This window comes from Streptomyces sp. NPDC048442 (assembly GCF_040651475.1).
GTDB lineage: Bacteria > Actinomycetota > Actinomycetes > Streptomycetales > Streptomycetaceae > Streptomyces.
On record NZ_JBEZKB010000003.1, the window covers coordinates 87,299 to 113,468 of the forward strand.

The window sequence follows — 26,170 nt, forward strand, 5'->3', positions numbered from 1 at the left end:
CCACGGGGCCCGCCAACCCGGGGCCCAGGCACCAAGGGGAGACAAGAGACGACATGAAGATCTACCAGCCCATGCTCTTCGTCGGACTGGGCGGCACCGGCGGCCGCATCGGCGCCGAGCTGGAACGCGGACTGCGCCGCGAGCTCTGCGGTCCCGACGGGACCAAGCTCGCCGGCGACGACCGGCGCAAGCGCTTCCAGCTGCCCGACTGCCTCCAGTTCGTGTACGCGGACTTCAGCGAGTCCGAGCTCGACCAGCTGCCGCACCTCCAGGCCAAGGGCGCGGAGGCGGCCGCGTACGCCCGTACCTCCAGGGTCGTCCACGACCTGCTGCCCGCCGACTACGACAGCTCTCCGGACGTCGCCCGGATGCTGCGGGTGGCGCTGCACGACGAGACGAAGAGCTGGCTGCCGCCCAAGGAGCGCGAACCCCGGGTCGCCCCGCTGCACAACGGGGCCGGTCAGCTGCCGACCGTCGGCAGGTCCGCGCTCTTCGCGACCCTGCGCGGCGGCCTTGACCCCGTACTGGGCCAACTCGGCGCGGCCATCAGCCTGATCAGCAACTCGGCGGGCGACCTGCGGGACGTGGGAGGGCGGCAGATCCGCGGCTGCGACGTCTTCGTCGCGTTCTCCGTGGCGGGCGGCACGGGCGCCGGGATCTACTACGACTTCATCCACCTCATCGGGCACGAGTTCCGCAAGTCCAAGGTGCCGGGGGTGAAGATCTACCCGCTGGTGGTCATGCCGTCGGCGTTCCCGCCGGGGGCGGGCGGCGGCCGGGACGCCGAACTCAACGCGGCGCGCGCCCTGGTGGACCTCTCCCGGCTGGTCGACGACCAGAACGTGCCCAGCGCGCAGTCCGACTTCGGCGACGTCGAGCAGCGCGGTTCGCTGGCGGTGCGCTACCCCAGGGAGGGCGTGATCCGGCTGCGCCCCTCCACCGTCCAGACGGCGTTCCTGTTCAGCAAACCGTCCGGGATCCGGCCGGAGGACCTGCGCCGGTCCGCCACCGCCATGGTGATGTCGCTGATCGGCACCGAACTCGGCGACAACACCACGAACGGCCGCACCGAGGGCGACTACCAGTCGTTCGCGGCGAGCTTCGTCAACAAGAGCGTGGAACGCTCCACCCCGTCCCGCTCCGGCATCGGCTACCGCGGCATGTCGACCAGCCTGGCGGCCTCGCTGACCGTGCCGGTGGACGACCTCGCGGAGATCGTCGCGAGCAGACTGCTGGCGCAGGCCGTACGGGACATGAGCGAGCGTGCGAAGAAGGGCGACGAGCAGGGCACCGAGCGGGTCCGCGACATGTTCGACCGCTCCGGCGTCGGCAGGCTCTGGACCCGGGAGGCCCCCGAGGTGCCGGCCCCCGACCCGTTGCCCAAGGGCACCCAGGACATCGGGCAGGCCCTCCGGGACCGGATCGGCGACATGGACGACGGCCTCGTCCGGCTCAACCGGGAACTGGACCGTGAAGTCCCGCGCATGGTCGAGGACTTCAAGCCGGGTGTCGGGGCGCGTGAACTCCTCGGCCTGATAGGCCCGTTCAGGGCCGAGCGGGTACTGCTCGGCCTTCCCGAGCACGAGCAGCGGGCCGCCGCGGCCGGCTTCGCCGGGATGCTCGACAACCGCAAGAACGACCCCGAGAAGCCGGACGGGGTCAACGCCTCCGCGCCCCAGGTCCCCCGGATCAGGCGCAGCGTCGGCGGCCTCGTCCCGGCCCGCTGGGGCGACCCGGACGTGCAGGAGGCCATCGAGGAGCAGGACCGCTGGTACCAGTGGCGGGCCAACCGGCTGTGGCACCGCAGCTGGAAGGACCACGAGCTGCGCTGGCGCTCCCCACTGGTCCGTACGGTCAAGGAAGTCACCGCGCTGGTAAGGGCGTTGAAGGTGCACGAGGAGGACGAGCGCAAGTCTTTCCGCGACCGCCGCAAGGAGCTCTACCGCGACGACCGCACCGGAGTCTCCTACCTGCTGCCCCCGCAGGGCACCCTCAGCGCCTTCTACGACGACGTCGTCACCCGGCTCCAGGAGAACGAGGGGCTTCCCCCGAACCCGAACGCCGCCGGCCTGCTCGACAAGCTGGTCCAGCCCGCTGACTGGCAGCTCGCCCTGGATGCCGTACGGCGCTCCCCGCACGACGCGGTCAAGCAGATCAAGCAGGTCGTCGAGCGGCGCGTCAAGGGCCTCTTCGGTGAGGCCAGCATGCTCAACGACCGCCCGCTGCTGCCCTCGCTGGGCGTGCTGCTCCAGGCGGCGGCCGGGGACGAGGACGCGGAGGCGTCGGTCGACGCGCGCTGGCTGGAGCAGTTCCGCTCCCAGCTCGCGAGCCTGCTGCCGGTCGGTTTCACACCGGACGGCAACGGCCCGCTGAAGGTTCTGATCGTCTACCCGCAGAGCGAGACCAACGAGCGCAACTCCCAGTTCCTGCAAGAAGAGTTGAACCTGCCGCGCGATCTCGGCGGAAGGCCGGAGAGCCGGGCGGTGGACACCCAGGCGATCACCGTGGTGCTGTTCCGCAGCGGGATGAGCCTCACCGACGTCTCGGAGGCGCGGCACGTGCTGCGGCTCTGGGCGGAGTCCCGGGACGCCGCCGGAACCGACGACTTCCTGCACTGGCGGCAGCGGCTCGGCTACCGCGACGACTGGCTCGCCAGTACGGAGGACGACCGCCGGCGCATCCTGCACCGCATCCTGTGCGCGATGTGGAACGGGCGGGTCGAGGTGCGCGGCCCCGCCGCCTCGCCCGAAGCCATCCGGATCCGTCTCCAGGACGGCGACTCCGCGACGATGACGCTGCGGCTCGAAGCGTTCGACGAGTCGGTCTCCAGCTGGTCGGGCCTGCTGCGGGCGTACGAGCAGTGGGCGCTGCTCGACGAGGGGCAGATCATCGAGGACTTCTGCGACCAGCTGATGGCCGCCCAGCCGCACGGCCTCACCACCACGCCCACCCCTCCCTCGGGCCTCTTCCGCACCCTGGTGGAGGAGGTGGCGCCGCAACAGCTCGTGCGTCTGGAGGAGTTGGCGGGGCAGTACGGGGCGGAGGGCGAGGAGTGGATGGTTCCGCTGCGTGGCTTCTGGGAGCACACCTTCCAGGGGGCGCTCGACCTCCGCTTCCCCGGCGCACAGCGCCCGATCCACCCGAACCTGCGGGCGCTGTACGGGCGTTACGGGCAGGGCAGGGGCGCCGGTCCCGGCCCGTACGTGAACGGACGTCCCCCGGCGGACGAGTGGTCCGCGCCGGACGGGCGGCCCGCACGGGCGGGCCACCTCCGGACGAACGGCCACGGTCCCGAGCCGGAGCCTTTGCAGGGGGAGTGGCGTCAGGGCGAGAGGCAGAGCGAGAGGCCGGGCGAGCGGCAGGCCGGGCGGCAGTCCGACCGCGCCTGGGACGACGCCCCCGTGTGGGCGGCGGACGAGGCCGAGTGGCCTGAGGAGCCGTACGAGGCGTACGAGAAGTACGAGTCTGGTGAGGAGTACGGGGCGGACGGGGCGGACCAGCGGGGAAGGCCGACGGGGCCGGAGCGGCACACGCGGCCGGAGAGGGCGACGGGGCCGTTGGGGCCCGAGCGATCGGAGCGGCGGGAGCGGTCGACGGGACCCGAGCGACCGGAGTGGGTGAAGCGGGCGGAGGAGTCCGGCGGGCGGGGCGACCCCGAGTGGTCGGACGGGGCCGGTCACGGCCACGGCGAGGACGCCCGGCCCCAGGGCGGTCGGAGAGCGTCCGACGGCGCTCCCGCTTCTGACGGCCGGCCCGCGTCCGGCAGCCGGTCGACGCCCGACGGTAGTCCCGACTTCGACGCCGACGGCCGGGACCCCCGGGACCCCCGTAAGCCCTCCGGCGACGACTGGGCGGAAGGGGATTCCTGGTGAGCGTCGAACAGGGAGTGCCGGGGCACGCGGTCCGGCTCGATCTGCGGGACGCCGCCGGGCCGGGCGCCGGGCCCGGCGACGGTGCCCGTGCCGTGCGCGACGCGCTTGCGCTCGTACGGTCGTCGCAGGCCCGGCGGCGGTTCCTCGTCGTGGACGACGCCGCCAGGCTCGACCGTAACCAACTGCTCTACGAGCAGCTCTTTGCACACGGCTCCGCCCGTATCGTCTGCCTCGCGGTCGGAGCCGCCGACGGCTGGGATCCGGCCGATGCGCAGGGCGCCGCCCCGGTCGACGGGATGCTCGGGGCAGTGGTCCGGCCGTTGGCGCGGCCGTTGTCGCTGCGGCCGCCGGACGCAGGAGTGCTGTGGGTTCTCGACGCGCTCGCGGGGGAGACGGCTTCCGCGGGCACGGGCGACGACGTCCTGCGGCCGCTGACCGAGGTGCTGTCCGAGCCGGGGGTCTTCGACGCCGTACTGCACGCCCTCGGGCAGGTCATGGACGGCGTCGCCGTGCCCGCCGTACGCATCCTCGAACACGACCTGACCGAGGCCGCACGGCACCGGGCCTGGCGGCAGGCGCTGGACACGCTGGCCGGTGAGGAGGTTCCGGCACCCGCGCTCGTCACGGCAGCCTCGCCCGCCGCTCACTCCGGTTACGCCGACGACGACCTCGGCGAGACGGCCGGCGGCGGGTCCGCCGGGGCGTCGGAGGCCGTGCCCGCCGAGCTCGCCCCGCTGCTCGGCGGCGGTGTGCCCAAGAGCATCCGGGAGCGGGCCTGGCTGGTGCAGGGCGGGGACGCCGAGCACAAGCACCGCCGCTGCGAGCAGGCGCTGCGCGAGGCGACGGGGGCGTACGAACAGACCTGGCCCGCCTCCGGCCTGTTCGCCTCCGCAGGCCGACAGGCGGACGTGGCCGGCCCGCTCGTGGAACTCGCCGACGCGTTCCACGACTTCCGCGAAGCCGTCGCAGGCGCCTTCACCGACGGCGACGGCCTGCGCCTCCTCCCCGAACAGCGCAGCCGCCTCAGCCGGCGCGGCATCGAGCTGCCCGAGATCACCGAGGTGTCCCGGGAGAGCGTCGCCCCCGGTCTGCGCGGCTACACCGAGCGGCTGCTCGGCCGGGGGCTTCCGCTGCGTTCGGTCGCGGCCAGACTCGGGGCGCTCTCCGACCTGTCCGCGCCTGCCGGCAGCGCGGCCCGGCTGACCGAGCTCAAGCGGATCTGCCCGGGTGACTACCTGCGGCGGCTCGCCACGCCCGCCCTCTTCGTGGTCCGGGAACGGCCCAGGGCCGCCGACTTCTCCCTGGCCTTCCTCCTGGCGTTCGTCGCCGGACTCTGGCCGTGGCTCGGCTGGCTGATCGGCCCGCTGGCGGGCGCCGCGATGGCGGTGCCCGCCCTGCTGATGCTGAAGCGCAGGCCCAGCCGCTCGCCGGACGGACGGCTGGACGGCGGTGGTGACACGGCCTGGCTCGGCCGTCTCGCCGCCGGAGCGGTCGGCGGGGTGGTGGGCGGTCTTGTCGGACAACTCGCAGGTGTACCACGCTGGTTGGGGGCCTGCGCCCTCGTGCTGGCGGTGGCCGCCTCCGTGCTGCTCTCGGTGCGCGACTGGACACGCTCGGTGGAGGCCTGGTGGGCGGAGATGCGAGTGGACGAGGCCGCACAGTGCCTGCAGAGCATGGACGCCCTGATCGCCGAAACCGCGGTGCACGACTGGCTGTTCGCCGATGCCCGTTACCACTGCTCGGACGGTGCACGGGCAATTGCCGCACTGCTGCGGAGAGTTGCGGTGAACGTGGAGACGTACGAGGTACGCCAGTCGCTTCCGCAGCAAAGGCAGCAAAGGCAGCAGAGGCAGCAGGGGCAACAGCAGCCCGATCCCTCGGAGGTCGGGCACGGCTACGAGTACGAGACCGTGGGTCATGACGATCCGGACCTCGCCCCGGAGCCCGACCCGGACCCGGCTCCCCCGTCCGACCCGGCCTCCACCGCATGGAGTTGGGACAACTGGAGCGAAGCCATCGAGGCCGAGCCCGCCGGTGGCGGACTCGACGATCCCCTCCCGCCGCCGCCCAGGCCTGCCGCTCCGGCCCCCGACCCCTCCGCACCCTCCCGCACGGGCGCGAGTACGCGCGAACTCCGGGCGGATGAATGGCAGTTGGACGAGCCCGTGCAGCCACCATGGCTGGAACGGGAGACCGGTGACGGCGGTGCCGCCCTCGTCCCGACCCTCGTGTCCGACCTGGTGGACGGCATCACCCAGCTCCTGGGCACCTGCTGGGCGACCGTCGAACGCGATCCGGAAGCCGCCGGCCGCCTCAGGCTGGCCCCGAAAGTGGGCGAGTTGCTGGAGCAGGAGCACGCGGCCCTGTGCCGCGACGCCGCTGCGGCGCCACCGCCGTTCGCCCGTACCTCCGGGGACCGGCCCGGCGTCGCCCTGCTGATCGGCGTCGCCATCGACCGTACGGCCGAAATGCTCGACTCCGACGGCTTCGGCGGGCGGACGGTACGCCTGTGCGCCGCCGAACACCGCCGGATGCTCTCCAAGGACCCGGAAGCGGAACGCCGGGTGCGGTTCGCGCCCGAGGCCGCCCGCCGGGGCGCGGAGACGGTGGACCCGGACGGCTGGCGCGGCGCGACCGACGACGTGGTGTGGACGCCGGGCGGCCGGCGCGCGGGCGTGCTCGGCCTGGTGCCGCTGCGCGCGGGGGGCGTCCGCACGGTGCGGTCGTACGACGGACCGGAACCGGAAGCGGAGGGCGAATACGCATGACAGGGGTACTGCCGGTCGAAGAGCTGGAGATCTTCCTGCCCAAGGGGGGCTCCATCCGCTTCGCGGCCGGGTTCGGCGAGGACCGCAGGGCACCGGGCCGGGCCGGGACGCTGACCCGCGACGCAATCCTCGGCGAGGGCTGGCAGGTGGTCCAGCACCGGCTGCCGCTCTCCGCCCGGGGCAACCCGTCGGCGTACGACGCGCTGGAACGCGAGATCGCCGCCGCCATGACCGTCGAGTGGAGCTACGGGGAGGAAGAGTACGGCGAGATCTTCACCCGGCTCGTCGGGTACAACCTGGAGGTCGCCGAGCCCTTCGTCCTCTACCCGCGACCGTCCGGTGAGCCGCTCGCGTCTCTCGCCGGGTCGCTCGGCATCCAGGCGCAGCGCAATGTCATCGGCCAACTGGTGCTGTCCGTAAGGCTGTTGGGGTCGGCCGGGCTCGTCCACCGGGACCTGACCCCGCACACCGTCCGCTGGGACGGTGCCAAGGTGCAGCTGACCGAACCGTACTGCGCGGCCCGCGTCGGCGACCCCCGGGACGCCTTCGGCACCGGCCCCTGGGCCTCGCCCGAACAGCGCGCGGGCCAGGGCGACGCCGACGAGCGCGACGACGTGTGGTCCGTCGCCCAGCTCGCGTACACCCTGCTCTCCGGCCGGCCGGGCAGCGGAGCCGGCCCGCCCGCCGACCTCGCCGACTACCGCCAGCTCGCCGCCCTCGGCAACAGTGGGGCCTTCAAGTCGCAGGTCGCCGAACGCCCTGCGGCGGCAGGTCTGTTGCGGCTGCTCGGCGCCCCCGACCCGCTCGCCGCGGCTCCCACGCGCAGCGACCCGCTGCAGCGCGCCCGCGCCGACTTCGACACCCGTTCGGCGGCGAAACGGCAGGCCAGAGGGATAGCCGAGCCCTCGTACAACGGTGCGTCCGGTACGAACGGGCCGGGCGACGCCGACGGTGTCAACGGGCAGGGAATGTACACCGGTTCCGAGTACCCACCGTCGCGCTCCGGTCGCCGTTCCCTCCCGGGCTGGTTCACCCGGGGCACGCCGCGCCGTCGCTCCGCACCGTCCGAAGCGGAACCGGAAGCGGAGTCCACGTCCCCGCCGTTCGCCACCCCGCGCCCGCCGCTCTGCCCGCACTGCCGGCTCCCCGTCGTCTACGACGAGGGCCGGCTCTTCGCGCGCAACGCCAAGAAGGAGTACAAGCCCCTCGACCTCGCCGCGGAGCTTCGGCCGATGCACCGGACGGAAGCCCTCCGGCACGCCTTCCAGAAGTGCCCGCACGCCCCCGGCGACCGGCCGCACTACCTGCCCGTCCCGTACCTCACCCACGGCGAACCGCTCACCGTCGCCATGGTCGGCAGTTCCGCAGCGGGCAAGACCCACCTGCTGGCGGCGATGCTCGGCGAGATCGAACAGGGCGGCCTCGAACCGTACGGACTGACCTGCCTGCCGTTGAACCCGGACTGGCACCGGGAGTTCCTCCAGGAGAAGGTCCAGCGTCTGCACCAGGGCGAAATGCTCGACGGCACCATCCAGGAGCCCTTCGCGGACTTCGCCGACGGGCTGCTGGTCTCCGGGAACGGGACGACCCGCCCGGTGCTCTTCTTCGACCTCGCGGGCGAGGACCTGGCGCAGGACAACGAGGTGACCCGCTTCCTCGGCGAGGTCGGCGCGTTCATCTTCGTACTCGATCCGCTGCGTGCGCTGCGGCTGGCCTCCCTGGACCCGGTGCGCGAGCGGGTCGGGATCCAGCAGCGGAACCTGGGCGACGAGGCGTTCACCACCGTCCTCAACCGCATCCCCAGGAACGGGCGTTACGTCGAAGCAGCCGCGGCCGTCGCGGTCAACAAGAGCGATCTCGTACGGTTCGACCCGGCCGTGGACCGCTGGCTGAACCGGCCGCCCGCCGCCCGCTTCGACAGGGGCACGGTGCGCGAGGAGAGCAGGGACGCCTACGCGTACGTCCAGCACCACGGCAGCCGGGCCTGGCTGAAGCCGTTCGACGACTGCGGGCGGTGCACGCTGCACTTCGTGGCGGCCACCGGCGGACAGGAGCGGGACGCGGCGTTCCCGCACGGGGTGCGGCCCCGGCGGGTGCTGGCCCCGCTGCTGTCGATCTTTGCCATGTGCGGGCTGCTGCCCGGCGCGGACCGGGAAGAGGTGGGGACCTGATGGGCGGCACGACAGGCAGACGGCAGGACGGGCAGAACGGGCAGGACGGGCAAGCGGGGCAGGGCGAGCAGGACGGGCGGGACACGCAGGACGGGCAGTACGGGCCGCCCGAGGAGCTGGTCGATCAGATCGTCTTCCGCTGGGACGCCGCCAACCGGTCGGGCAACACCGGCTTTGGCCCGGTCGCCTGGTCCTGTGAACGCACCCAGGCGCAGGAACTCCTCCGCAGCAGCGTCGCCCCGCTGCTGCGGGGGAACTTTCAGGCCTCCGACGGGCCGGACGCCTCCGGCCTCGTACGGCTGAAGCAGCACGGGCAGGGCAACGCCATGCTGCTGCGCCGCACCCCGCACCGCGAACCGGGCGGCCGCCCCGGCACCCTCTGCCACGCCCTCATCGGCCCCGCGCAGGTCCTCGACCCCGACACCTGCATCGGACTGGACAGCTGGGCCTGGGCGGACGACTTCTTCGGCGACGCGGACTGGGGAGAGATCCAGGGGGACCTGCCCCCGGTCCCCGGCAGGGCACTGCGCGAATCCGCACTGCGGGGATACGCCGAACTGGTCGACGAGGTCGACGGCACCGGGCCGGATACGGCCCGGTCCCTGGTCGCGGCGGCGGCGGAACTGCTCCGGCACCCCAAGCGCGTGCAGATGCTGCTGGACCGGGAGGGCGGGCGCAGCGCGTGCCGCACGCTGATGGGCCTGTACGGGATCTTCAGCGGCATCGTCCCGGACCGCTGGACCTACGCGACCCGGGACACCGCCGAGTCCACGCTGATCCGGTTCGCCTTCGTACGCCGCTGGCCGGGCTCGGCGGCGCCGGACACCCAGCGCACCCGGGTGGACCCGGACGAAGGGCGCGGCGACCGCGCCGAGGAGCTCGCGCACCACCTGGTCGGCCACTATCTGGCCCGGGTCGGCAGGCAGTCCCGGATGTTCGAGGTCGCGGACGCGCTCGGCCACGCCGCCGAAACGAACCGCTCCGCCCCCCTGGACGCCGAGCACATGCACCGTACGGCCGAACGAGCCCTCCGCGAACTGGAACACCAACAGGCACACGCCCAACGGGAGTTCCAGCGTCTTCAGGACCTCAAGCTCCGCGAGGAACGGGCACTTCAGCAGGAACAGGACCGCGTACGCGAACGCGAGGAACTGCAGGCCAGCGCCCTGGAGCGGCGCCTCGCCCACGACCGTGAGAAGGAACGCCAACTCCAGCTCCAACTGGAACGCGAACGCAACCTCCGCCGCGAGAACCCTGCCCGGCCCGCGGTCTCGTATCCGCCGGCTCCGTACCCTCAGGCCTCGCCACCCCCGGCTGCCCCGCCCCAGGCCTCTCCGCCCCAGACCTCTCCGCCCGAGGTCTCGCCACCCCCGATCTCTCCGCCTCCGGCCTCTCCACCCCCTGTTGCCCCACCCCCTGTGGCCCCACCCCCTGTGTCTCCACCGCCGCCCGGTGGGCAGCCGGAGTCGTACGCCGCCGCCCACTGGGCCGTCCCCTCCGGGGCCCGGCGCGCACGGCAGGTGTGGCGTCGCAAGCCGTCGCTGTCGTACCCCGACCTCCTCGACCGGCTCCGTCCGCTCGACGAGCGGACCGCCGACGAGGAGCTGCGGCAGGTGCTGGCCGATTTGCCGGAGGTCGCGGACGCTGACCTGGTCAGGGCGGTGCGCGAGGACTTCAGCTACACGGCCACGACACTCCTCGTCACGGAGGTGGCCGAGCGCCTGCCGCAGTGGAAGGAGGCCGTCCGCCACCAGCTGTGCGAGGCCGTGCTGGACGTGGAACTGTTCCTGCCGCGCTGGCAAGGGCCCGCCGGTAGCTACCCCGGCGACGAGACCCGGGCCGCCAACGCCGCCGCCCTCTACCGCTGGGCGGTCCAGCCGCTGGCCGGCGAGGACGGGCCGAGCGCGCGGCTGGCGAAGCTGCTGCCCGCGCTGCGCACCGGACCCGACCCGGCCGCCAGGGCCGCCGTACGGCAGATCCTGGAGGAGGGCGAACTGCCGGGGCTGCGCGAGGAGGTGTGGCGGGCGCTGCTCACCAGGGGGCGCGAGCCACGTGGCAGCGGGTCCACAGGGCAGGAGGGGCCGGACCGACCACCCCCGGAGGGCGCCCCGCACCCAGTGGCGGCGCGGCCCTCCGTACCCCCCACACCCGCCGTACCCCTCATATCCGCCGTACCCCCCACACCCGCCGTACCCTCCGCCCCGCACGAGGACGGCGACGGCTATGAGCGCCGGATCCGGTACGTCCTCATCCTGGTCGGTGCCCTCGTGGTGCTGTTCCTCACCCTGCTGGTGGTGGTCGTGGTGGCGCTCTGATCCTGGCCATCAGCAGGGCGCGGGCCGCCGGTCTCGGCCAGGATGGGAGCCATGGGATTCCATGTTGATTCCGAGACCGGGCGGCTGCGCCGCGTCATCCTCCACCGCCCCGATCTGGAGCTGAAGCGGCTCACGCCCAGCAACAAGGACGCACTGCTCTTCGACGACGTGCTGTGGGTGCGCCGGGCCCGCCAGGAGCACGACGGGTTCGCGGACGTACTGCGTGACCGGGGCGTGGAGGTGCACCTCTTCGGTGACCTGCTGACCGAGGCCCTGGAACTGCCGGACGTCAGACGCCTCGTACTGGACCGGGTCTTCGACGAGAAGGAGTACGGGCCGCTCGCCACCGACCATCTGCGCGCCGCCTTCGACGAACTGCCCGCCGCCGAGCTGTGCGAGGCGCTGGTCGGCGGAATGACCAAGCGGGAGTATCTGGAGCGGCACCCGGAACCGACCTCGGTCCGCTTCCACGTCATGGACCTGGACGACTTCCTGCTCGGACCGCTGCCCAACCACCTCTTCACCCGGGACACCTCGGCGTGGATCTACGACGGGGTGTCCATCAACGCGATGCGCTGGCCGGCCAGGCAGCGTGAGACCGTGCACTTCGAGGCGATCTACAAGCACCACCCGCTGTTCACAGGACCGGAGGCGGGCGGCTTCCACACCTGGTCGCAGGGGCAGAGCGACTACCCCTCGACCATCGAGGGCGGCGACGTCCTGGTCATCGGCAACGGTGCGGTGCTGATCGGGATGAGCGAGCGGACTACCCCGCAGGCCGTGGAAATGCTGGCCAAGGGCCTCTTCGCGGCCGGCTCCGCGCAGACCATCGTGGCCCTCGACATGCCCAAGCGGCGGGCCTTCATGCACCTCGACACCGTGATGACGATGGTCGACGGCGACACCTTCACCCAGTACGCGGGCCTCGGCATGCTCCGCTCGTACACGATCGAGCCGGGCGTCGGCGGCAACGAGCTCAAGGTCACCGACCATCCGCCGGAGCACATGCACCGGGCGATCGCCGCCGCGCTGGGCCTCGACTCCGTACGCGTACTGACCGCCACACAGGATGTTCATGCGGCGGAGCGGGAGCAGTGGGACGACGGCTGCAATGTCCTCGCCGTCGAGCCCGGGGTGGTCGTGGCGTACGAGAGAAATGTGACGACAAACACCCACCTGCGCAAACAGGGCATCGAAGTGATCGAGATCAGGGGCAGCGAACTGGGCAGGGGTCGGGGCGGGCCACGGTGCATGAGCTGCCCGATCGAACGTGAGGCCGTATAGTGATGCGCTTCCACGCATACAGTTTCACTGTTGGCGCGGTTCCCTAGTCACCTGGTTACTCGTCTAGTCGCATCCGGAGCGTCCCCATGGCGTCATATCTCGAAGGCCGTCACTCCCTGAAGGGCCGGCACTTCCTCAAGGAGAGCGACTTCTCCGCAGCGGAGTTCCGCGGTCTGGTCGAACTGGCCGCCGAGCTCAAGGCGGCGAAGAAGGCCGGCTCCGAGGTGCAGTGGCTGCGCGGCAGGAACATCGCGCTGATCTTCGAGAAGACGTCGACCCGCACGCGCTGTGCCTTCGAGGTCGCGGCGGCCGACCAGGGCGCCTCGACTACCTACCTCGATCCGGCGGGTTCGCAGATCGGGCACAAGGAGTCGCCGAAGGACACCGCGCGGGTGCTGGGCCGGATGTTCGACGGCATCGAGTACCGGGGCGACGCCCAGGCCACCGTCGAGGAGCTCGCCGCGTACGCCGGGGTCCCGGTCTTCAACGGGCTCACCGACGACTGGCACCCCACCCAGATGCTCGCCGACGTGCTCACCATGACCGAGCACAGCGACAAGCCCCTGGAACGGACCGCCTTCGCCTACCTCGGCGACGCGCGCTTCAACATGGGCAACTCGTACCTGGTGACCGGGGCGCTGCTCGGGATGGACGTGCGGATCGTCGCCCCCCGGGCCTACTGGCCCGCGGAGGAGATCGTCGCGCAGGCCCGCGAGCTCGCCGGGGCCAGTGGTGCCCGCATCACCCTCACCGAGGAGGTCGAGGAGGGCGTGCGCGGCGCGGACTTCGTCGCCACCGACGTATGGGTGTCGATGGGTGAGCCCAAGGAGATCTGGGCCGAGCGCATCGAGGCACTCGTCCCGTACGCGGTGACCATGGACGTACTGCGTGCCACAGGCAACCCGGACGTGAAGTTCCTGCACTGCCTGCCCGCCTTCCATGACCTGGGCACCAAGGTCGGCCGGGAGATCCACGAGCAGTACGGTCTTTCCTCGCTCGAAGTCACCGACGAGGTCTTCGAGTCGGCGCACTCCGTCGTCTTCGACGAGGCCGAGAACCGGCTGCACACGATCAAGGCCGTGCTGGTCGCGACGATGGCCACCCCGGCAAGCGCCGAATAGCAATGCACCTAATTGGGTGAATATGCAGTGCAGTGGTTACCATTGCGGTGCTTGATGGGGTTCGGGCTCACATGCCCGGACCCCATTTGCTTGTTCACATAGGCACCAGAGATGAGAACCACCCCCCATGCAACGCGTCAAGTCCCCCGCCCTGCTCGTCGCCGAATCCGGCGCTGACCTGGAGGGTCATGGCCTGAAGCGCACCATGGGGCTCTTCCAGCTGGTGTGCTTCGGCGTCGGCGCCATCGTCGGCACCGGCATCTTCGTCGGCCTGTCCGACAGCGTCGCCGAGGCAGGCCCCGCGGTCGTCGTGTCGTTCGTACTCGCCGCGATCACCTGCATCTTCACCGCGTTCTCCTTCGCAGAGCTGGGCGGCGCGATCCCGGTCTCCGGCAGCTCGTACTCCTTCGCGTACGCCACCCTCGGCGAGCGCATCGCCTTCCTCGTCGGCTGGTGCCTGCTCCTGGAGTACGGCATCTCAGTCTCGGCGGTCGCCGTCGGCTGGGGGCAGTACCTCAACGAGCTGCTCAACAGCCTCGTCGGCTGGCAGCTGCCCGCCGCGCTCTCCAGCCCGCCCGGCGACGGCGGCATCGTCAACATCCCGGCGGTCGTCGTGATACTGCTGGCCGCGCTGCTCCTGGTGCGGGGCGTCCGGGAGAGCGCCCGCGCCACCGCGGTGATGGCCGTCGTGAAGATCGCCGTGCTGATCCTGTTCTGCGCGATCGCCTTCACCGCGTTCAACTCCGACAACCTGTCGCCGTTCGCCTCACACGGCCTGATGGGCGTCACGTCCGGCGCCTCGGTCGCGTTCTTCTCGTACATCGGCTTCGACGCGATCACCACGGCCGGCGAAGAGGTCAAGAACCCGCGCAAGAACATCCCCATCGCGATCATGATCTGCCTCGGCGTGGTCACGCTGCTCTACTGCCTGGTCGCGATCGCCGCTATCGGTGCCATGTCCGCCGACGACGTGGCCTCCAAGCCCGCCGCACTGTCCCTGATCGTCAACCAGGTGACGGACTCCTCGCTCGGCGGTGGCATCATCGCCTTCGGCGCGGTGGTCGCGATCGCGTCCGTCGTGCTGGCCGTGATGTACGGGCAGACCCGCATCCTGATGTCGATGTCCCGGGACGGCCTCATCCCGCGCGTCTTCGAGCGGGTCTCGCCGAAGACCTCCACGCCGGTCGCCAACACCTGGATCGTCGCCGCCGTCTTCGCGATCCCGGCGGCCGTCGTTCCGCTCGACGTCGTCATGAATCTGACGACCATCGGGACCCTGGCCGTGATGGCCGTCGTGAACGTCGCGGTGATCGCGCTGCGCCGCCGCAACCCGGACCTCCAGCGGTCCTTCCGGGTGCCGCTGTTCCCCGTGCTCCCGGCGCTGGGCGTGCTCTTCTGCCTGTACCTGATCTACGGAACCGGCTGGAAGACCTGGCTCCAGTTCGGCGTCTTCCTGGTCGTCGGCGCGGTGGTGTACGCGCTCTACGGGCGCAGGCACTCGCGGCTCGGGGCTTCCCCGGCAGGCTCCCCGGAGGTCAGTGCGACGCCCGGAGCGTGAAGCGGGTCAGGGCGGGGCGTGCGTGTGTCACTGAGACGCCGGGAGCGTGAACCAGACCGCCTTGCCGGAGTCCGTCCGCCGGTGCCCGCAGTCCGAACTGAGCGTACGGATCAGCAGCAGCCCGCGGCCGTGCTCCTGCCAGGGGTCGGGGCACTGGTCCGCCGTCGAGGATTCGAGATTGCCGGGCGGCCCGGGATCGCCGTCGTGCACCTCGACCTGGCAGCCCGTCGGCAGCAGTTCCACCACCAGCTCGATGGGGGAGGAGTCGCTGGTGTGCTCCACGGCGTTCGCCACGAGCTCCGCGGTCAGCAGCTCGGCCGTGTCGCTGTCCGCCGCCGGGGTGTCCAGATCCGCCAGCGCCGTACGGACCAGGGCGCGCGCCAGGGGCACCGCGGACGGCGAGTGCGGCAGTTCGATGCGCCAGGAGGTGGGGCCGGAGGCAGGAAGCACGGTGGGGTCCGATCGCGGAGCAGAGTTCCTCTCTTCCACCGTACGAAGCGAATAGCTGTTCCCCTAGGGCCGTCCTCCGGAAGTGCATGGGACCTGCGCCACACCATCGCGGGACCTAAGACGTACGGACGCGCTGGGGAACGGGTTATCGCGTACTCGTGACGGAAGTCACGGACCGGTGATAACTTCGAAGGACTGGCATCGGCATCGGGAGGCCGCGTCCCATGAGCCCGTTCCTCAGTTCCGCCCCGCGCACCGAGAAGTGGCACCACTTGCGGCTGACCCTGGACGACGGGGTGGCAACCGTTACCCTCGCCCGCCCGGAGAAGCTCAATGCGCTCACCTTCGGGGCCTACGCCGACCTGCGCGACCTCCTCGCCGAGCTGGCCAGGGAGCGCACTGTGCGCGTCCTGGTGCTGGCCGGCGAGGGACGCGGGTTCTGCTCCGGCGGGGACGTCGACGAGATCATCGGTGCCACCCTCGGCATGGACACCGCCCAGCTCCTCGACTTCAACCGGATGACCGGGCAGGTCGTACGGGCGCTGCGCGAGTGCCCGTTCCCGGTGATCGCGGCCGTGCACGGGGTGGCGGCGGGGGCGGGGGCGGTGCTCGCGCTCGCGGCGGACTTCCGGATCGCGGACCCGACGTCCCGGTTCGCGTTCCTCTTCACCCGGGTCGGTCTCTCCGGCGGTGACATGGGCGCGGCGTACCTGCTGCCGCGGGTCGTCGGGCTCGGCCACGCCACCCGGCTGCTGATGCTGGGCGAGCCGGTGCGCGCCCCGGAGGCCGAAAGGATCGGCCTGATCAGCGAGCTGACCGAGGAGGGCGAGGCCGACAGCCGGGCCGCCGCGCTGGCGCGCCGGCTCGCCGAGGGCCCCGCGCTCGCATACGCCCAGACCAAGGCGCTGCTGACCGCCGAACTCGACATGCCGCTGGCCGCCTCCGTCGAAATGGACGCCGCCACCCAGGCACTGCTGATGAACGGCGAGGACTACGCGGAGTTCCACGCCGCCTTCACCGAGAAGCGGCCGCCGAAGTGGCAGGGACGGTAGTCATGCCGATGCCGCCGCCCCAGCCGCTCTCCGTCACCTCTTCCGCCTCCCGCACCGCCCGCACCTCCTCCGGTACGCCCCTGCGGATAGCCGTCGTCGGCGGCGGACCCGGCGGGCTGTACGCCGCGGCCCTGCTCAAGCGGCTCGGCCCGGACCGCGAGGTCACCGTCTGGGAGCGCGGCGCCCCCGAGGACACCTTCGGCTTCGGCGTCGTCCTCTCCGACGAGACCCTCGGCGGCATCGAACACGCCGACCCCGAGGTCTACCGTGCACTGACCGCCGAGTTCGTCCGCTGGGACGACATCGACGTCGTGCACCGGGGCCACCGCCTCACCTCCGGCGGGCACGGCTTCGCAGCCCTCGGCCGCCGCAGGCTCCTGGAGATCCTGCACGCCCGCTGCCTCGCCCTCGGCGTCGACCTGCGCGTCCGCACCGAGGCCCCGCCCACCGCAGAACTCTCCGCCACCCACGACCTGGTGATCGCCGCCGACGGAGTGCACAGCCTCACCCGGCAGGCCCACGCCGACGTCTTCGCACCCCGCATCACCTCCCACCGCTGCCGCTACATCTGGCTCGCCGCCGACTTCGCCTTCGACGCCTTCCGCTTCGAGATCGCCGAGACCGAACACGGCGTCATGCAACTCCACGGCTACCCCTACGCACAGGGCTCCTCCACCGTCATCGTCGAGATGCGCGAAGAGGTCTGGCGGGCCGCCGGCCTCGACACCTGCGACGAGGCCGAGTCCACCGAGCGCTGCGCCAAGATCTTCGCCGACGCCCTCGGCGGACGCCCGCTCAAGGGCAACAACTCCTCCTGGATCGCCTTCCGCACCGTCGTCAACGAGCGCTGGTCGCACGGCAACATCGTGCTGCTCGGCGACGCCGCGCACACCGCCCACTTCTCCATCGGCTCCGGCACCAAGCTCGCGGTCGAGGACGCCCTCGCGCTGGCCGCCTGCATCGAGGAACAGCCCGACCTGCCGACCGCCCTCGCCGCGTACGAGACCGAACGCAGGCCCGTCGTCGAGTCCACCCAGCGCGCGGCCGCCGCCAGCCTGCGCTGGTTCGAGGACCTGGCCGGCTACCTCGACCAGCCGCCGCACCAGTTCGCCTTCAACCTCCTCACCCGCAGCCGCCGTGTCACCCACGACAACCTCCGGCTGCGCGACAGCACCTTCACCGAATCCGTCGAGCAGGACTTCGGCTGCCCCTCCGGCACACCCCCGATGTTCACCCCCTTCCGGCTGCGCGGTCTCGAACTGCGCAACCGCGTCGTCGTGTCACCCATGGACATGTACTCCGCCGAGAACGGCGTCCCCGGCGACTTCCACCTCGTGCACCTCGGTGCCCGCGCCCTGGGCGGCGCCGGGCTCGTCATGACCGAGATGGTGTGCGTCAGCCCCGAGGGCCGCATCACCCCCGGCTGCACCGGCCTCTACACCCCCGAACAGGCCACCGCCTGGCGGCGGATCACCGACTTCGTGCACCAGCAGGCCCCCGGCACCGCCATCGGCGTCCAGCTCGGCCACTCCGGACGCAAGGGCTCCACCAGGCTGATGTGGGACGGCATCGACCAGCCGCTCGACGAAGGCAACTGGCCCCTCGCCGCCGCCTCCCCGCTGCCGTACCGTCCCGGCGTCAACCAGGTCCCGGCCCAGCTCGACCGCATCGGACTGACCGACATCCGCGAGCAGTTCGCCGCCGCCACCTGGCGGGCCGCCCGCTGCGACTTCGACCTCCTCGAACTCCACTGCGCCCACGGCTACCTGCTCTCCGGCTTCCTCTCCCCCCTCACCAATCAACGGACCGATTCCTACGGCGGAACCCTCGACCGCCGCCTCCGCTTCCCCCTCGAAGTCTTCGACGCCGTCCGCGGCATCTGGCCCGACGACAAACCCATGACCGTCCGCATCTCCGCCACCGACTGGGCCGCCGGCGGCACCACCGAGGAGGAGGCCGTCGAGATCGCCCGCGCCTTCGTCGCACACGGTGCCGATGCCATCGACGTCTCCACCGGGCAGGTCGTCTCCGACGAGGCCCCCGAATTCGGCCGCTCCTACCAGACCCCGTACGCCGACCGGATCCGCAACTCCCTCGGCGTCCCCGTCATCACCGTCGGCGCGATCTCCTCCTGGGACGACGTCAACTCCCTTCTCCTCGCCGGCCGCGCCGACCTCTGCGCCCTGGCCAGGCCCCACCTCTACGACCCGCACTGGACCTTGCACGCCGCCGCCGAGCAGGGCTACTCCGGTACGGGCGCACCCTGGCCGCTCCCGTACGGCGCCGGCAGCCGCAGGCCCCCGACCGGTCGCACCGACGGCCCCAAACCCCGGCTCAGCCTGAGGAGTTCGTAGCAGCCGCTCCTGCGGAGCCCGCGGCGGCCCCGCCCGAACAGTCCGCAACGGCCCCGCCCGAGGAGTCCGTAACGGCCTTCACCGCCCCGGGCCCCGCGCACTCGTGACACCGGCACGGGTCCGGGTGCGGCGAACCCCGCCAGTGGCCCTCGCGGTTCTCCCGCGCCAGCGCCTCCAGCCGAACCGCCCACTCGCGGGCGGACTCCGGATCGCCCGCCCCGATCCTGTCCGGCCTGGGCCCGACAGGTCCGACGGGCCCGTAGTCGGCGTGCCGCCGCAGGACCGCCGGGCTGTGCACCGAGGAAGCCCGGAAGGTGTGCAGATTGCGCACCGGTATGTCGATGGTGAGGTACGCCCCGGTGCGCCGGGAACGGCCGACCACCGTCACCTCCTCGTACCCCATCCCGGGGTACCCGCCGACGAGGTACACCTTGGCGCCGCCCTTCAACGCCTTGGTGCCGGGCCGCAGTTCCTGTCCTCCCTCCCCGTAGCGCCGGAAGCGGACCACGTTCGCCACAACCAGCCACACCGGCGGTGATTCTCCTGTCGGTTCCGTCACTGCCTCCTCGTCGGTCATGCTGCGCAGATCACCGTCCTGTCCATGACCGGCCGGTAGCCGATCCGCTGGTAGATGCCGTTGCTGGTCGGGTTGGCCAGGTCCGTGAAGAGCAGCACATCCGGTGCCCCGGCGGTAAGCGCGGCCCCGCTCATCGCCGCCGTCACCGCACCCCCGTACCCATGACCCCGGTGCTCCGGCGGCGTGTAGACCGGGGCTATTCGCGCTGTGCCCCCGGCCGGGCGGCTCATCCCCGCCATGGACACCGGAACCCCGTCGAGCACCCAGAGCATCAGCCCGCCGTACGACAGCCGGTCGTCCACCGCGGTCTCGGCCCCCGCCACCTGCACGCCGGTGTCCCGGCCGAAGGCCCGGTACCAGTCCACCAACAGGGCGCGGTCGGCGACTGCCGCCTCCCGGGCCTGCCCAGGAGGCGGGGGCGACGGTGGTATCAACTCGCCCAGCCGGTACAGGCGTTGGCGCATCAGGACCCGGTGCGCCGGCCACTCGGCGGCCAGCAGCCCCGCGGTGCCCCGGTCGGCGTTGACCATCGTCACGCCGTGCTTCTCGCAGCTGCGGGCCAGCGGGGCCACCGCCTCGGCGGGAACCGCGCTCACCATCAAGGGATGCGGTGGCGCCCACACCGCCGCACCCTCCACCGCGCCGCCCGCCCCGCGCCACCACCCGAAGAGCGGCGCAGCGTCTCCGTACGCCTGCGCGCCGCGTCTGCGGAGCGTCGCCACGACGGTCAGCAGCAGAGTGTTCTCCACCGGGCGGGCGGCCACTGCCTCTGCGGCCACACCCAGATACGTATCGAGGTCATCGCTGAATTTCCAGGTCATGCCTCATCATGCGCAGGCCCGCACGGGCCGTGCGCGCGACTTTCCACAGGGGCGGTCTATGGTCGTACAAATGCGGCGCCCGCATCCCGCAGCCGGCTGTGCAGCTCTGCGAAGACCTCCGCCGAGCGCCCGCCCGGCCAGTCATCGGGCAGCAGCTCGACGGGCAGTCCCGGGTCCGCGTACGGCAGCCGGCGCCAGGAGTCCAGTGCCTGCAGATAGTCCCGGTACGCCTCCTCGGCATCCGTCCCGCCGGCCGTCGGCCGTGACTCCCACGCCCGCAGCACCGGCTCGTGCCGCTCCAGGAAGTCCTCGTGCTGCTTGGCCATCCCCGGTAGGTCCCACCAGCGCGCCACCGAGGCCGCCGTCGCCGCGAAGCCCAGATGATCGCCTCTGAACAGATCGACGTACTCCACCAGTTGGAGCCGCTCCAGGGTGTGCCGGGTCTCCTCGTACAGCCCGCCGGGCGCGATCCACACCCCCGGCGCCGCCGTCCCGAAACCGAGCCCGGCCAGCCGCGAGCGCAGGACGTGCCGCTTGGCGCGCTCGGCCTCCGGCACGGAGAACACCGCCAGCACCCATCCGTCCGACAGGCGCGGCTGGGCACGGCCGTAGATGCGGCGGTCGCCGTCGTCCAGGAGCTGCCGGGCGTCGCCGGACAGCGCGTACCCGGCCGCGCCGTCGGCCGTACGTGCGGACACCAGCAGCCCGCGCCTCTTGAGGCGCGACACCGCCGACCGTACGGACGGTGCGTCGACGCCGACGGCAGCGAGCAGCCGGATGAGCGCGGCGACGGGCATCGGCCGGTCACTGTTGCCGTCGCTGCTGCCGTCACTGTCGCCGCGCCCGTAGGCGCCGTACAGCGTGATGATCAAAGAGCGGGGAGTGTGCAGGTCAGCCACTTGATCACTGTACGTTCCCGGCGCTCCGCAGGCGGAACCGCTGCAGCTTCCCGGTAGGCGTGCGCGGCAGCACCTCCAGGAAGACGATCTCGCGCGGGCACTTGTACGGCACCAGCTCCGCCTTCACGAAGTCCCGCAGCAGCGCCACCGTGTCCTCGCTCCGCGGCACCCCGTCCCGTACCACCACATAGGCGGTGACGACCTGTCCGCGCAGCTCGTCGGACCGGCCGACCACCGCCGCCTCCAGTACGTCGGGATGTCGCAGGAGGGCGTCCTCCACCTCGGGGCCGGCGATGTTGTACCCGGCCGAGACGATCATGTCGTCCGCCCGCGCCACATAGTGGAAGTACCCGTCGGCGTCGCGCACATAGGTGTCGCCGGTGAGGTTCCAGCCGTGCTGTACGTACACCTGCTGCCGCTCGTCGGCCAGATAGCGGCAGCCCACCGGCCCCCGGACGGCCAGCAACCCCGGCTCGCCGTCCGGCACTTCGATGCCGTCCGCCGCCACTACGCGCGCGTGCCAGCCGGGAACGGGCAGCCCCGTGGCCCCCGGGCGGGTCTCGTCGTCCGCCGCCGAGATGAAGATGTGCAGCAGCTCGGTCGCGCCGATCCCGTTGATGATGCGCAGCCCGGTGCGCTCGTACCAGTCCTGCCAGGTCGCCGCCGGAAGGTTCTCGCCCGCCGACACACAACGGCGCAGAGCGCTCAGATCGTACGAGGCGGCCGCCGCCAAAGCCGGGGGCGCCGCCAGCTCGTCGAGCATCAGCCGGTACGCCGTCGGCGCCGTGAACACCACCGACACCCGGTGCTCGGCGAGCGCGGGCAGCAACTGCTTGGGGCCAGCCTGTTCGAGCAGCAGCGCCGAGGCCCCGACCCGCAGCGGGAAGATCACCAGGCCGCCGAGCCCGAAGGTGAAACCGAGCGGCGGGCTGCCCGTGAACACGTCGTCCGGCTCCGGTTTGAGCACGTGCTTGGAGAAGGTGTCGGCGATGGCCAGCACGTCCCGGTGGAAGTGCATGCAGCCCTTCGGCCGTCCCGTCGTCCCCGACGTGAACGCGATCAGCGCGACGTCGTCCGACGCCGTGTCCACCGCCTCGTACCGCGTCGGCTTGATCGCCGCCCGGCGCACCAGGTCGTCCGGTGCGTCCCCGCCGAACGCCGTGATCCGAAGCCCCGGCACCTCGGCCTTCACCAGGTCCTCCACCGTCCGTGCGTCGCACAGGGCATGGCTGACCTGCGCGATCTCGCAGATCGTGGCCAGCTCCGACGCCCGCTGCTGCGCCAGTACGGTCACCACCACCGCGCCGGCCTTCAGCACGGCGAGCCAGCAGGCGACCATCCAGGGCGTGGTCGGGCCGCGCAGCAGGACGCGGTTGCCGGGAACGACGCCCAGATCGTTCGTCAGCACGCACGCGATCTGGTCGGTGTGCTCCCGCAGCTCGCCGTACGACCAGATCTCGCCGGACGGGACCCGCAGTGCCGGACGGTCCGCGCGGAACTCCTCAAGAGGGCGGTCCACCAGCTCCGCGCCACAGTTGAGGCGGTCGGGGTAGTGGAGTTCCGGCAGCTCGAAGAGGAGCTCGGGCCACTGTTCGGGGGGCGGCAGGTGGTCGCGCGGAAAGGTGTCGGCGTGGGCCGAGGGGTGCAGTTCCATGGCCATGGCGGGTTGGCCCCCTTGCAGCGAGCAGTCCGGGATGCGACTGGCGATCTGACGGGTGGGTGATCCTGCAGTGCGATGCTGCCGCACTGTGGTGCCGTTCCGTGTGGTGTCGCGGTGCTGTGTTCGTGGTGCGGTGCGTAAGTGCGGCCGTCTGCAGTACTGGTGCTCCCGAGCGTATCGTGATGGTGACGACAGTCAACGGTCCGCGATAACACGCGGGGTGAGCGAGCTGAGAGGGGCCGCAGATGCCCGGATTCGCACTGGAGCCGGAACAGCTGACGTGGTGCGAGAAGTTGCGCACGCTGGCGGAGGAGCGGTTGCGCCCCCTTGCCGAGAAGGGGGAACCGGGGCAGCTCAACCGTCCGCTCGTCGCGGCCTTGGGGGAGCTCGGCCTGCTGGAGCGGCTGTTCACTTCGGGGGCGCTGGACCTGTGTCTGATGCGGGAATCGCTCGCCCGAGGCTGTACGGAGGCCGAGACCGCCCTGGCGCTGCAGGGGCTCGGAGCGGCCCCGGTGGCCCGCGCGGGCACCGATGAGCAGCGCGCCCGCTGGATGCCCGGAGTGCGGGCGGGGCAGGCCGTCGCCGGGTTCGCGCTGAGCGAGCCGGGGGCGGGATCGGACGCGGCGGCACTCGCGCTGGCGGCGGAGCCAGAGGGGAGTGGGGGAGCGGGTTGTGAAGCGGGATCCGACACTGGTTCCGGAGCGGGTTCCGGAGCGGGTGGCTGGCGGCTCAGTGGTGAGAAGTGCTGGATCTCCAACGCGCCGTACGCCGACTTCTACACCGTCTTCGCCCGTACGACACCGGGCGCCGGTGCGCGCGGCATCACCGCGTTCCTCGTGCCCGCGGACCGGCCTGGACTGACCGGGACCGCGCTCGACATGCTGTCCCCGCACCCCATCGGGGCGCTGGCCTTCGACGGCGTGCGGGTCACTTCGGCCGATGTCGTCGGCGTACCGGACAAGGGCTTCCGGGTCGCCATGGACACCCTGAACCTCTTCCGGCCGAGCGTGGGCGCGTTCGCGGTCGGCATGGCGCAGGCCGCGCTCGACGCGACGCTCGCGCACACCGCCGGACGGACGGCCTTCGGTGGACCGCTGAAGGACCTTCAGTCCGTGTCCCACCGGGTCGCCGAGATGGCCACCCGCACCGAGGCGGCCCGGCTGCTCGTGTACGCCGCTGCGGCCGCGTACGACAGGAACGAACCGGGCGTGCCGAAGAGTTCCGCCATGGCGAAGCTCTTCGCCACCGAGGCCGCCCAGTTCGTCGTCGACTCGGCGGTCCAGCTGCACGGCGCCCGCGCACTCCAGCGCGGCCACCTCCTGGAACACCTCTACCGGGAGGTCCGCGCCCCGCGCATCTATGAGGGTGCGACCGAGGTCCAGCGCACGATCATCGCCAAGGAGCTGTACGCATGAGTCCTCAGCAGGACAACACCTCTCAGCGGGACAAGCCCTCTCAGCGGGCCAACGCCCCTCAGCAGGGGACCCCCTCCAGGCGGGACAACCCCCTCCAGCGGCACAACCCCGCCGCGCTCTCCCCGCCCACCGGCTTCTCGCACGCCGTCAGTGTCGCGGCGAGCGGCTCCCGCCTGGTCTTCCTGGCCGGGCAGACCGCGCTCGACGGGGCGGGCAAAGTGGTCGGGCAGACGCTGGTCGAGCAGTTCGAGACTGCGCTCACCAATCTGCTGGCCGCGCTCGCCGAGGCCGGAGGCGCCCCGGGCGATCTCGCCAGGGTCACCGTGTACGCCACGGACGTCGCTGACTACCGCGAGAACGCCCACGAACTCGGGCGCATCTGGCGGAGGCTGGCGGGCCGCGAATACCCCGCGATGGCGGTGATCGGCGCGGTCCGGCTGTGGGACGAGCAGGCACTGGTGGAGCTGGACGGAATTGCCGTGCTCTGAGGGGCGGTTGAGGCGGGGGAGCCTCAGGATCCCTTGGCAGCCACTGTGTCGTGTGACATATTACTGATGTGTTCACGAGACGCCCTCTTGATGTTGCCGTCGTCGGGGCCGGAGTTGTCGGCGCCGGCGAGGGCAACCCGCCCGTCTCCGACAAGGAGCCGGGACCCGGGCCGGACCTCGCGCTGCTGTCCACAAGACCGTGGCGCGAGCTTGCCGAGACCCGCAGCCCGCGCCGCTACCGGGGCGCACATCCCCTCCATGCACTCTCGGTGAACTCGCCCATGAAGAGCGTGAGTCGGCCCCGAGGCCCTCTTGCCCGGCCCGTATGGCATTCAATAAAATGTCACACACCACTCTAGGGAGTTCTTGCATGAACGCGATGGACAGCAACGCAGGCAGCGACGCAGACAGCACCACGGGCAGCAGCACCACTGCGACCCCCACCCGCCTCCGCCCCTGGCACGGCGTCATGGTCGCCACCACCCTCCCCTTCCGCGACGATCTCACCGTCGACTACGACGCTTACGCGGCCCAGGTGGCCCGTCTCCTCGAAGCGGGCTGTGACGGCGTCGTGCCCAACGGCTCGCTCGGCGAGTACCAGACCCTCACCGACGACGAGCGCGCCCGCGTCGTCCGCACCGCCGTCGAGGTCGCGGGCGGCGACCGCGTCATGCCCGGCGTCGCCGCCTACGGCAGCGCCGAGTCCCGCCGCTGGGCCGACCAGGCCGCCGGGGCGGGAGCCGGTTCCGTGCTGCTCCTGCCGCCCAACGCCTTCCGGGCGGAGCCGAGTTCGGTCCGTGCGCACTTCGCCGAGGTCGCCCGCGCGGGCGTGCCCGTCGTCGCGTACAACAACCCCTTCGACACCAAGGTCGACCTGACTCCGGACCTGCTCGCCGCGCTCCACTCCGACGGAAGCATCGTTGCCGTCAAGGAGTTCAGTGGCGACGTCCGCCGGGCGTACGAGATTGCCGAACTCGCCCCGGATCTCGACCTGTTGATCGGTGCGGACGACGTACTCCTCGAACTCGCCCTCGCCGGAGCAGTCGGCTGGATCGCCGGATACCCGAACGCACTGCCCGTCTCCTCCGTCGCCCTCTACCGGGCCGCCGTCGCCGGGGACCTCGCCGTCGCCCTGCCGCTCTACCGGGCCCTGCACCCGCTCCTGCGCTGGGACTCCAAGACCGAGTTCGTCCAGGCCATCAAGCTCTCCATGGACCTCGCGGGGCAGCGCGGCGGCCCCACCCGTCCGCCGCGCTTCCCGCTCCCCTCCGGACAGGCGGCAGCCATTCGGGCCCTCACCGAGAAGCTCATCGCCGACGGTCACCGCTGAAGTCCGGACCCCACAACACCCTTGCCCGGAGGCCA

Annotated in this window: 17 protein-coding genes and 1 pseudogene; 13 read left to right on the plus strand and 5 right to left on the minus strand. The window is 71.7% G+C overall.

From position 1 onward, the window contains the following. The first annotated feature begins 53 nt into the window (after positions 1 to 53). From AB0D18_RS06410 to AB0D18_RS06440, 7 genes are all read left to right on the plus strand, one after another. Positions 54 to 3,872 (plus strand): tubulin-like doman-containing protein, encoded by a 3,819-nt coding sequence (locus AB0D18_RS06410; protein ID WP_362413563.1) that lies wholly within the window; start codon positions 54 to 56, stop codon positions 3,870 to 3,872. Next, the gene (locus tag AB0D18_RS06415) at positions 3,869 to 6,640 is read left to right on the plus strand and encodes a hypothetical protein (RefSeq protein ID WP_362413565.1); all 2,772 of its coding nucleotides are present in this window, start codon (positions 3,869 to 3,871) and stop codon (positions 6,638 to 6,640) included. The genes AB0D18_RS06410 and AB0D18_RS06415 overlap by 4 nt, the downstream gene beginning before the upstream one ends. Further along, positions 6,637 to 8,811, plus strand: coding sequence for a hypothetical protein (locus tag AB0D18_RS06420; protein WP_362413567.1), 2,175 nt, complete (start codon positions 6,637 to 6,639; stop codon positions 8,809 to 8,811). The genes AB0D18_RS06415 and AB0D18_RS06420 overlap by 4 nt, the downstream gene beginning before the upstream one ends. Then, entirely contained in the window at positions 8,811 to 11,126 is a 2,316-nt protein-coding gene (locus AB0D18_RS06425; RefSeq protein ID WP_362413568.1) for a hypothetical protein, read from the plus strand. Before AB0D18_RS06420 ends, AB0D18_RS06425 begins: the two co-directional genes overlap by 1 nt. Before the next feature lie 51 nt (positions 11,127 to 11,177). After that, positions 11,178 to 12,410 carry an arginine deiminase gene (locus AB0D18_RS06430; RefSeq protein ID WP_362413570.1) on the plus strand — a complete coding sequence of 411 codons (1,233 nt, stop codon included), beginning with the start codon at positions 11,178 to 11,180 and terminating at the stop codon, positions 12,408 to 12,410. 86 nt (positions 12,411 to 12,496) lie between these two features. Then, positions 12,497 to 13,531, plus strand: coding sequence for an ornithine carbamoyltransferase (gene argF, locus AB0D18_RS06435; RefSeq protein WP_362413572.1), 1,035 nt, complete (start codon positions 12,497 to 12,499; stop codon positions 13,529 to 13,531). Between the two features lie 127 nt (positions 13,532 to 13,658). Continuing rightward, positions 13,659 to 15,089 carry an amino acid permease gene (locus AB0D18_RS06440; protein ID WP_362413574.1) on the plus strand — a complete coding sequence of 477 codons (1,431 nt, stop codon included), beginning with the start codon at positions 13,659 to 13,661 and terminating at the stop codon, positions 15,087 to 15,089. 27 nt (positions 15,090 to 15,116) lie between these two features. On the opposite strand, the gene AB0D18_RS06445 is transcribed toward AB0D18_RS06440, so the two are convergent. After that, positions 15,117 to 15,539, minus strand: a complete 423-nt coding sequence (locus tag AB0D18_RS06445; protein ID WP_362413576.1) for an ATP-binding protein — start codon at positions 15,537 to 15,539, stop codon at positions 15,117 to 15,119. Positions 15,540 to 15,763: 224 nt separating this feature from the next. Here AB0D18_RS06445 and AB0D18_RS06450 point away from each other — a divergent pair, with 224 nt between their 5' ends. Both AB0D18_RS06450 and AB0D18_RS06455 read left to right on the plus strand, forming a co-directional pair. After that, on the plus strand, positions 15,764 to 16,591 hold the full coding sequence (locus AB0D18_RS06450) for an enoyl-CoA hydratase family protein (RefSeq protein ID WP_362413578.1): 828 nt from the start codon (positions 15,764 to 15,766) through the stop codon (positions 16,589 to 16,591). An 8-nt stretch (positions 16,592 to 16,599) separates the two neighbouring features. Beyond that, positions 16,600 to 18,945, plus strand: a complete 2,346-nt coding sequence (locus tag AB0D18_RS06455; protein WP_362414040.1) for a bifunctional salicylyl-CoA 5-hydroxylase/oxidoreductase — start codon at positions 16,600 to 16,602, stop codon at positions 18,943 to 18,945. On the opposite strand, the gene AB0D18_RS06460 is transcribed toward AB0D18_RS06455, so the two are convergent. The 4 genes from AB0D18_RS06460 to AB0D18_RS06475 are packed head-to-tail and all read right to left on the minus strand — an operon-like array spanning position 18,926 to position 22,896. After that, entirely contained in the window at positions 18,926 to 19,522 is a 597-nt protein-coding gene (locus AB0D18_RS06460) for a hypothetical protein (RefSeq protein ID WP_362413580.1), read from the minus strand. The genes AB0D18_RS06455 and AB0D18_RS06460 overlap by 20 nt on opposite strands. Then, positions 19,519 to 20,343, minus strand: a complete 825-nt coding sequence (locus tag AB0D18_RS06465) for a GNAT family N-acetyltransferase (RefSeq protein ID WP_362413582.1) — start codon at positions 20,341 to 20,343, stop codon at positions 19,519 to 19,521. Before AB0D18_RS06465 ends, AB0D18_RS06460 begins: the two co-directional genes overlap by 4 nt. A 56-nt stretch (positions 20,344 to 20,399) precedes the next feature. After that, entirely contained in the window at positions 20,400 to 21,242 is an 843-nt protein-coding gene (locus AB0D18_RS06470; protein ID WP_362413584.1) for a PaaX family transcriptional regulator C-terminal domain-containing protein, read from the minus strand. A gap of 4 nt (positions 21,243 to 21,246) precedes the next feature. Then, positions 21,247 to 22,896, minus strand: coding sequence for an AMP-binding protein (locus tag AB0D18_RS06475; RefSeq protein ID WP_362414042.1), 1,650 nt, complete (start codon positions 22,894 to 22,896; stop codon positions 21,247 to 21,249). A 251-nt stretch (positions 22,897 to 23,147) separates the two neighbouring features. Between AB0D18_RS06475 and AB0D18_RS06480 the strand changes: the two genes are divergently transcribed. From AB0D18_RS06480 to AB0D18_RS06495, 4 genes and pseudogenes are all read left to right on the plus strand, one after another. Next, positions 23,148 to 24,317, plus strand: a complete 1,170-nt coding sequence (locus AB0D18_RS06480; RefSeq protein ID WP_362413585.1) for an acyl-CoA dehydrogenase — start codon at positions 23,148 to 23,150, stop codon at positions 24,315 to 24,317. After that, positions 24,314 to 24,805, plus strand: a complete 492-nt coding sequence (locus tag AB0D18_RS06485) for a RidA family protein (RefSeq protein WP_362413586.1) — start codon at positions 24,314 to 24,316, stop codon at positions 24,803 to 24,805. Before AB0D18_RS06480 ends, AB0D18_RS06485 begins: the two co-directional genes overlap by 4 nt. A gap of 68 nt (positions 24,806 to 24,873) precedes the next feature. Next, positions 24,874 to 25,023 (plus strand): annotated as a pseudogene (locus AB0D18_RS06490) (FAD-dependent oxidoreductase); the annotation flags it as partial. A 251-nt stretch (positions 25,024 to 25,274) separates the two neighbouring features. Continuing rightward, positions 25,275 to 26,135: a dihydrodipicolinate synthase family protein gene (locus AB0D18_RS06495; protein ID WP_362414044.1), complete on the plus strand. Its 861-nt coding sequence runs from the start codon at positions 25,275 to 25,277 to the stop codon at positions 26,133 to 26,135. Positions 26,136 to 26,170 lie beyond the last annotated feature (35 nt).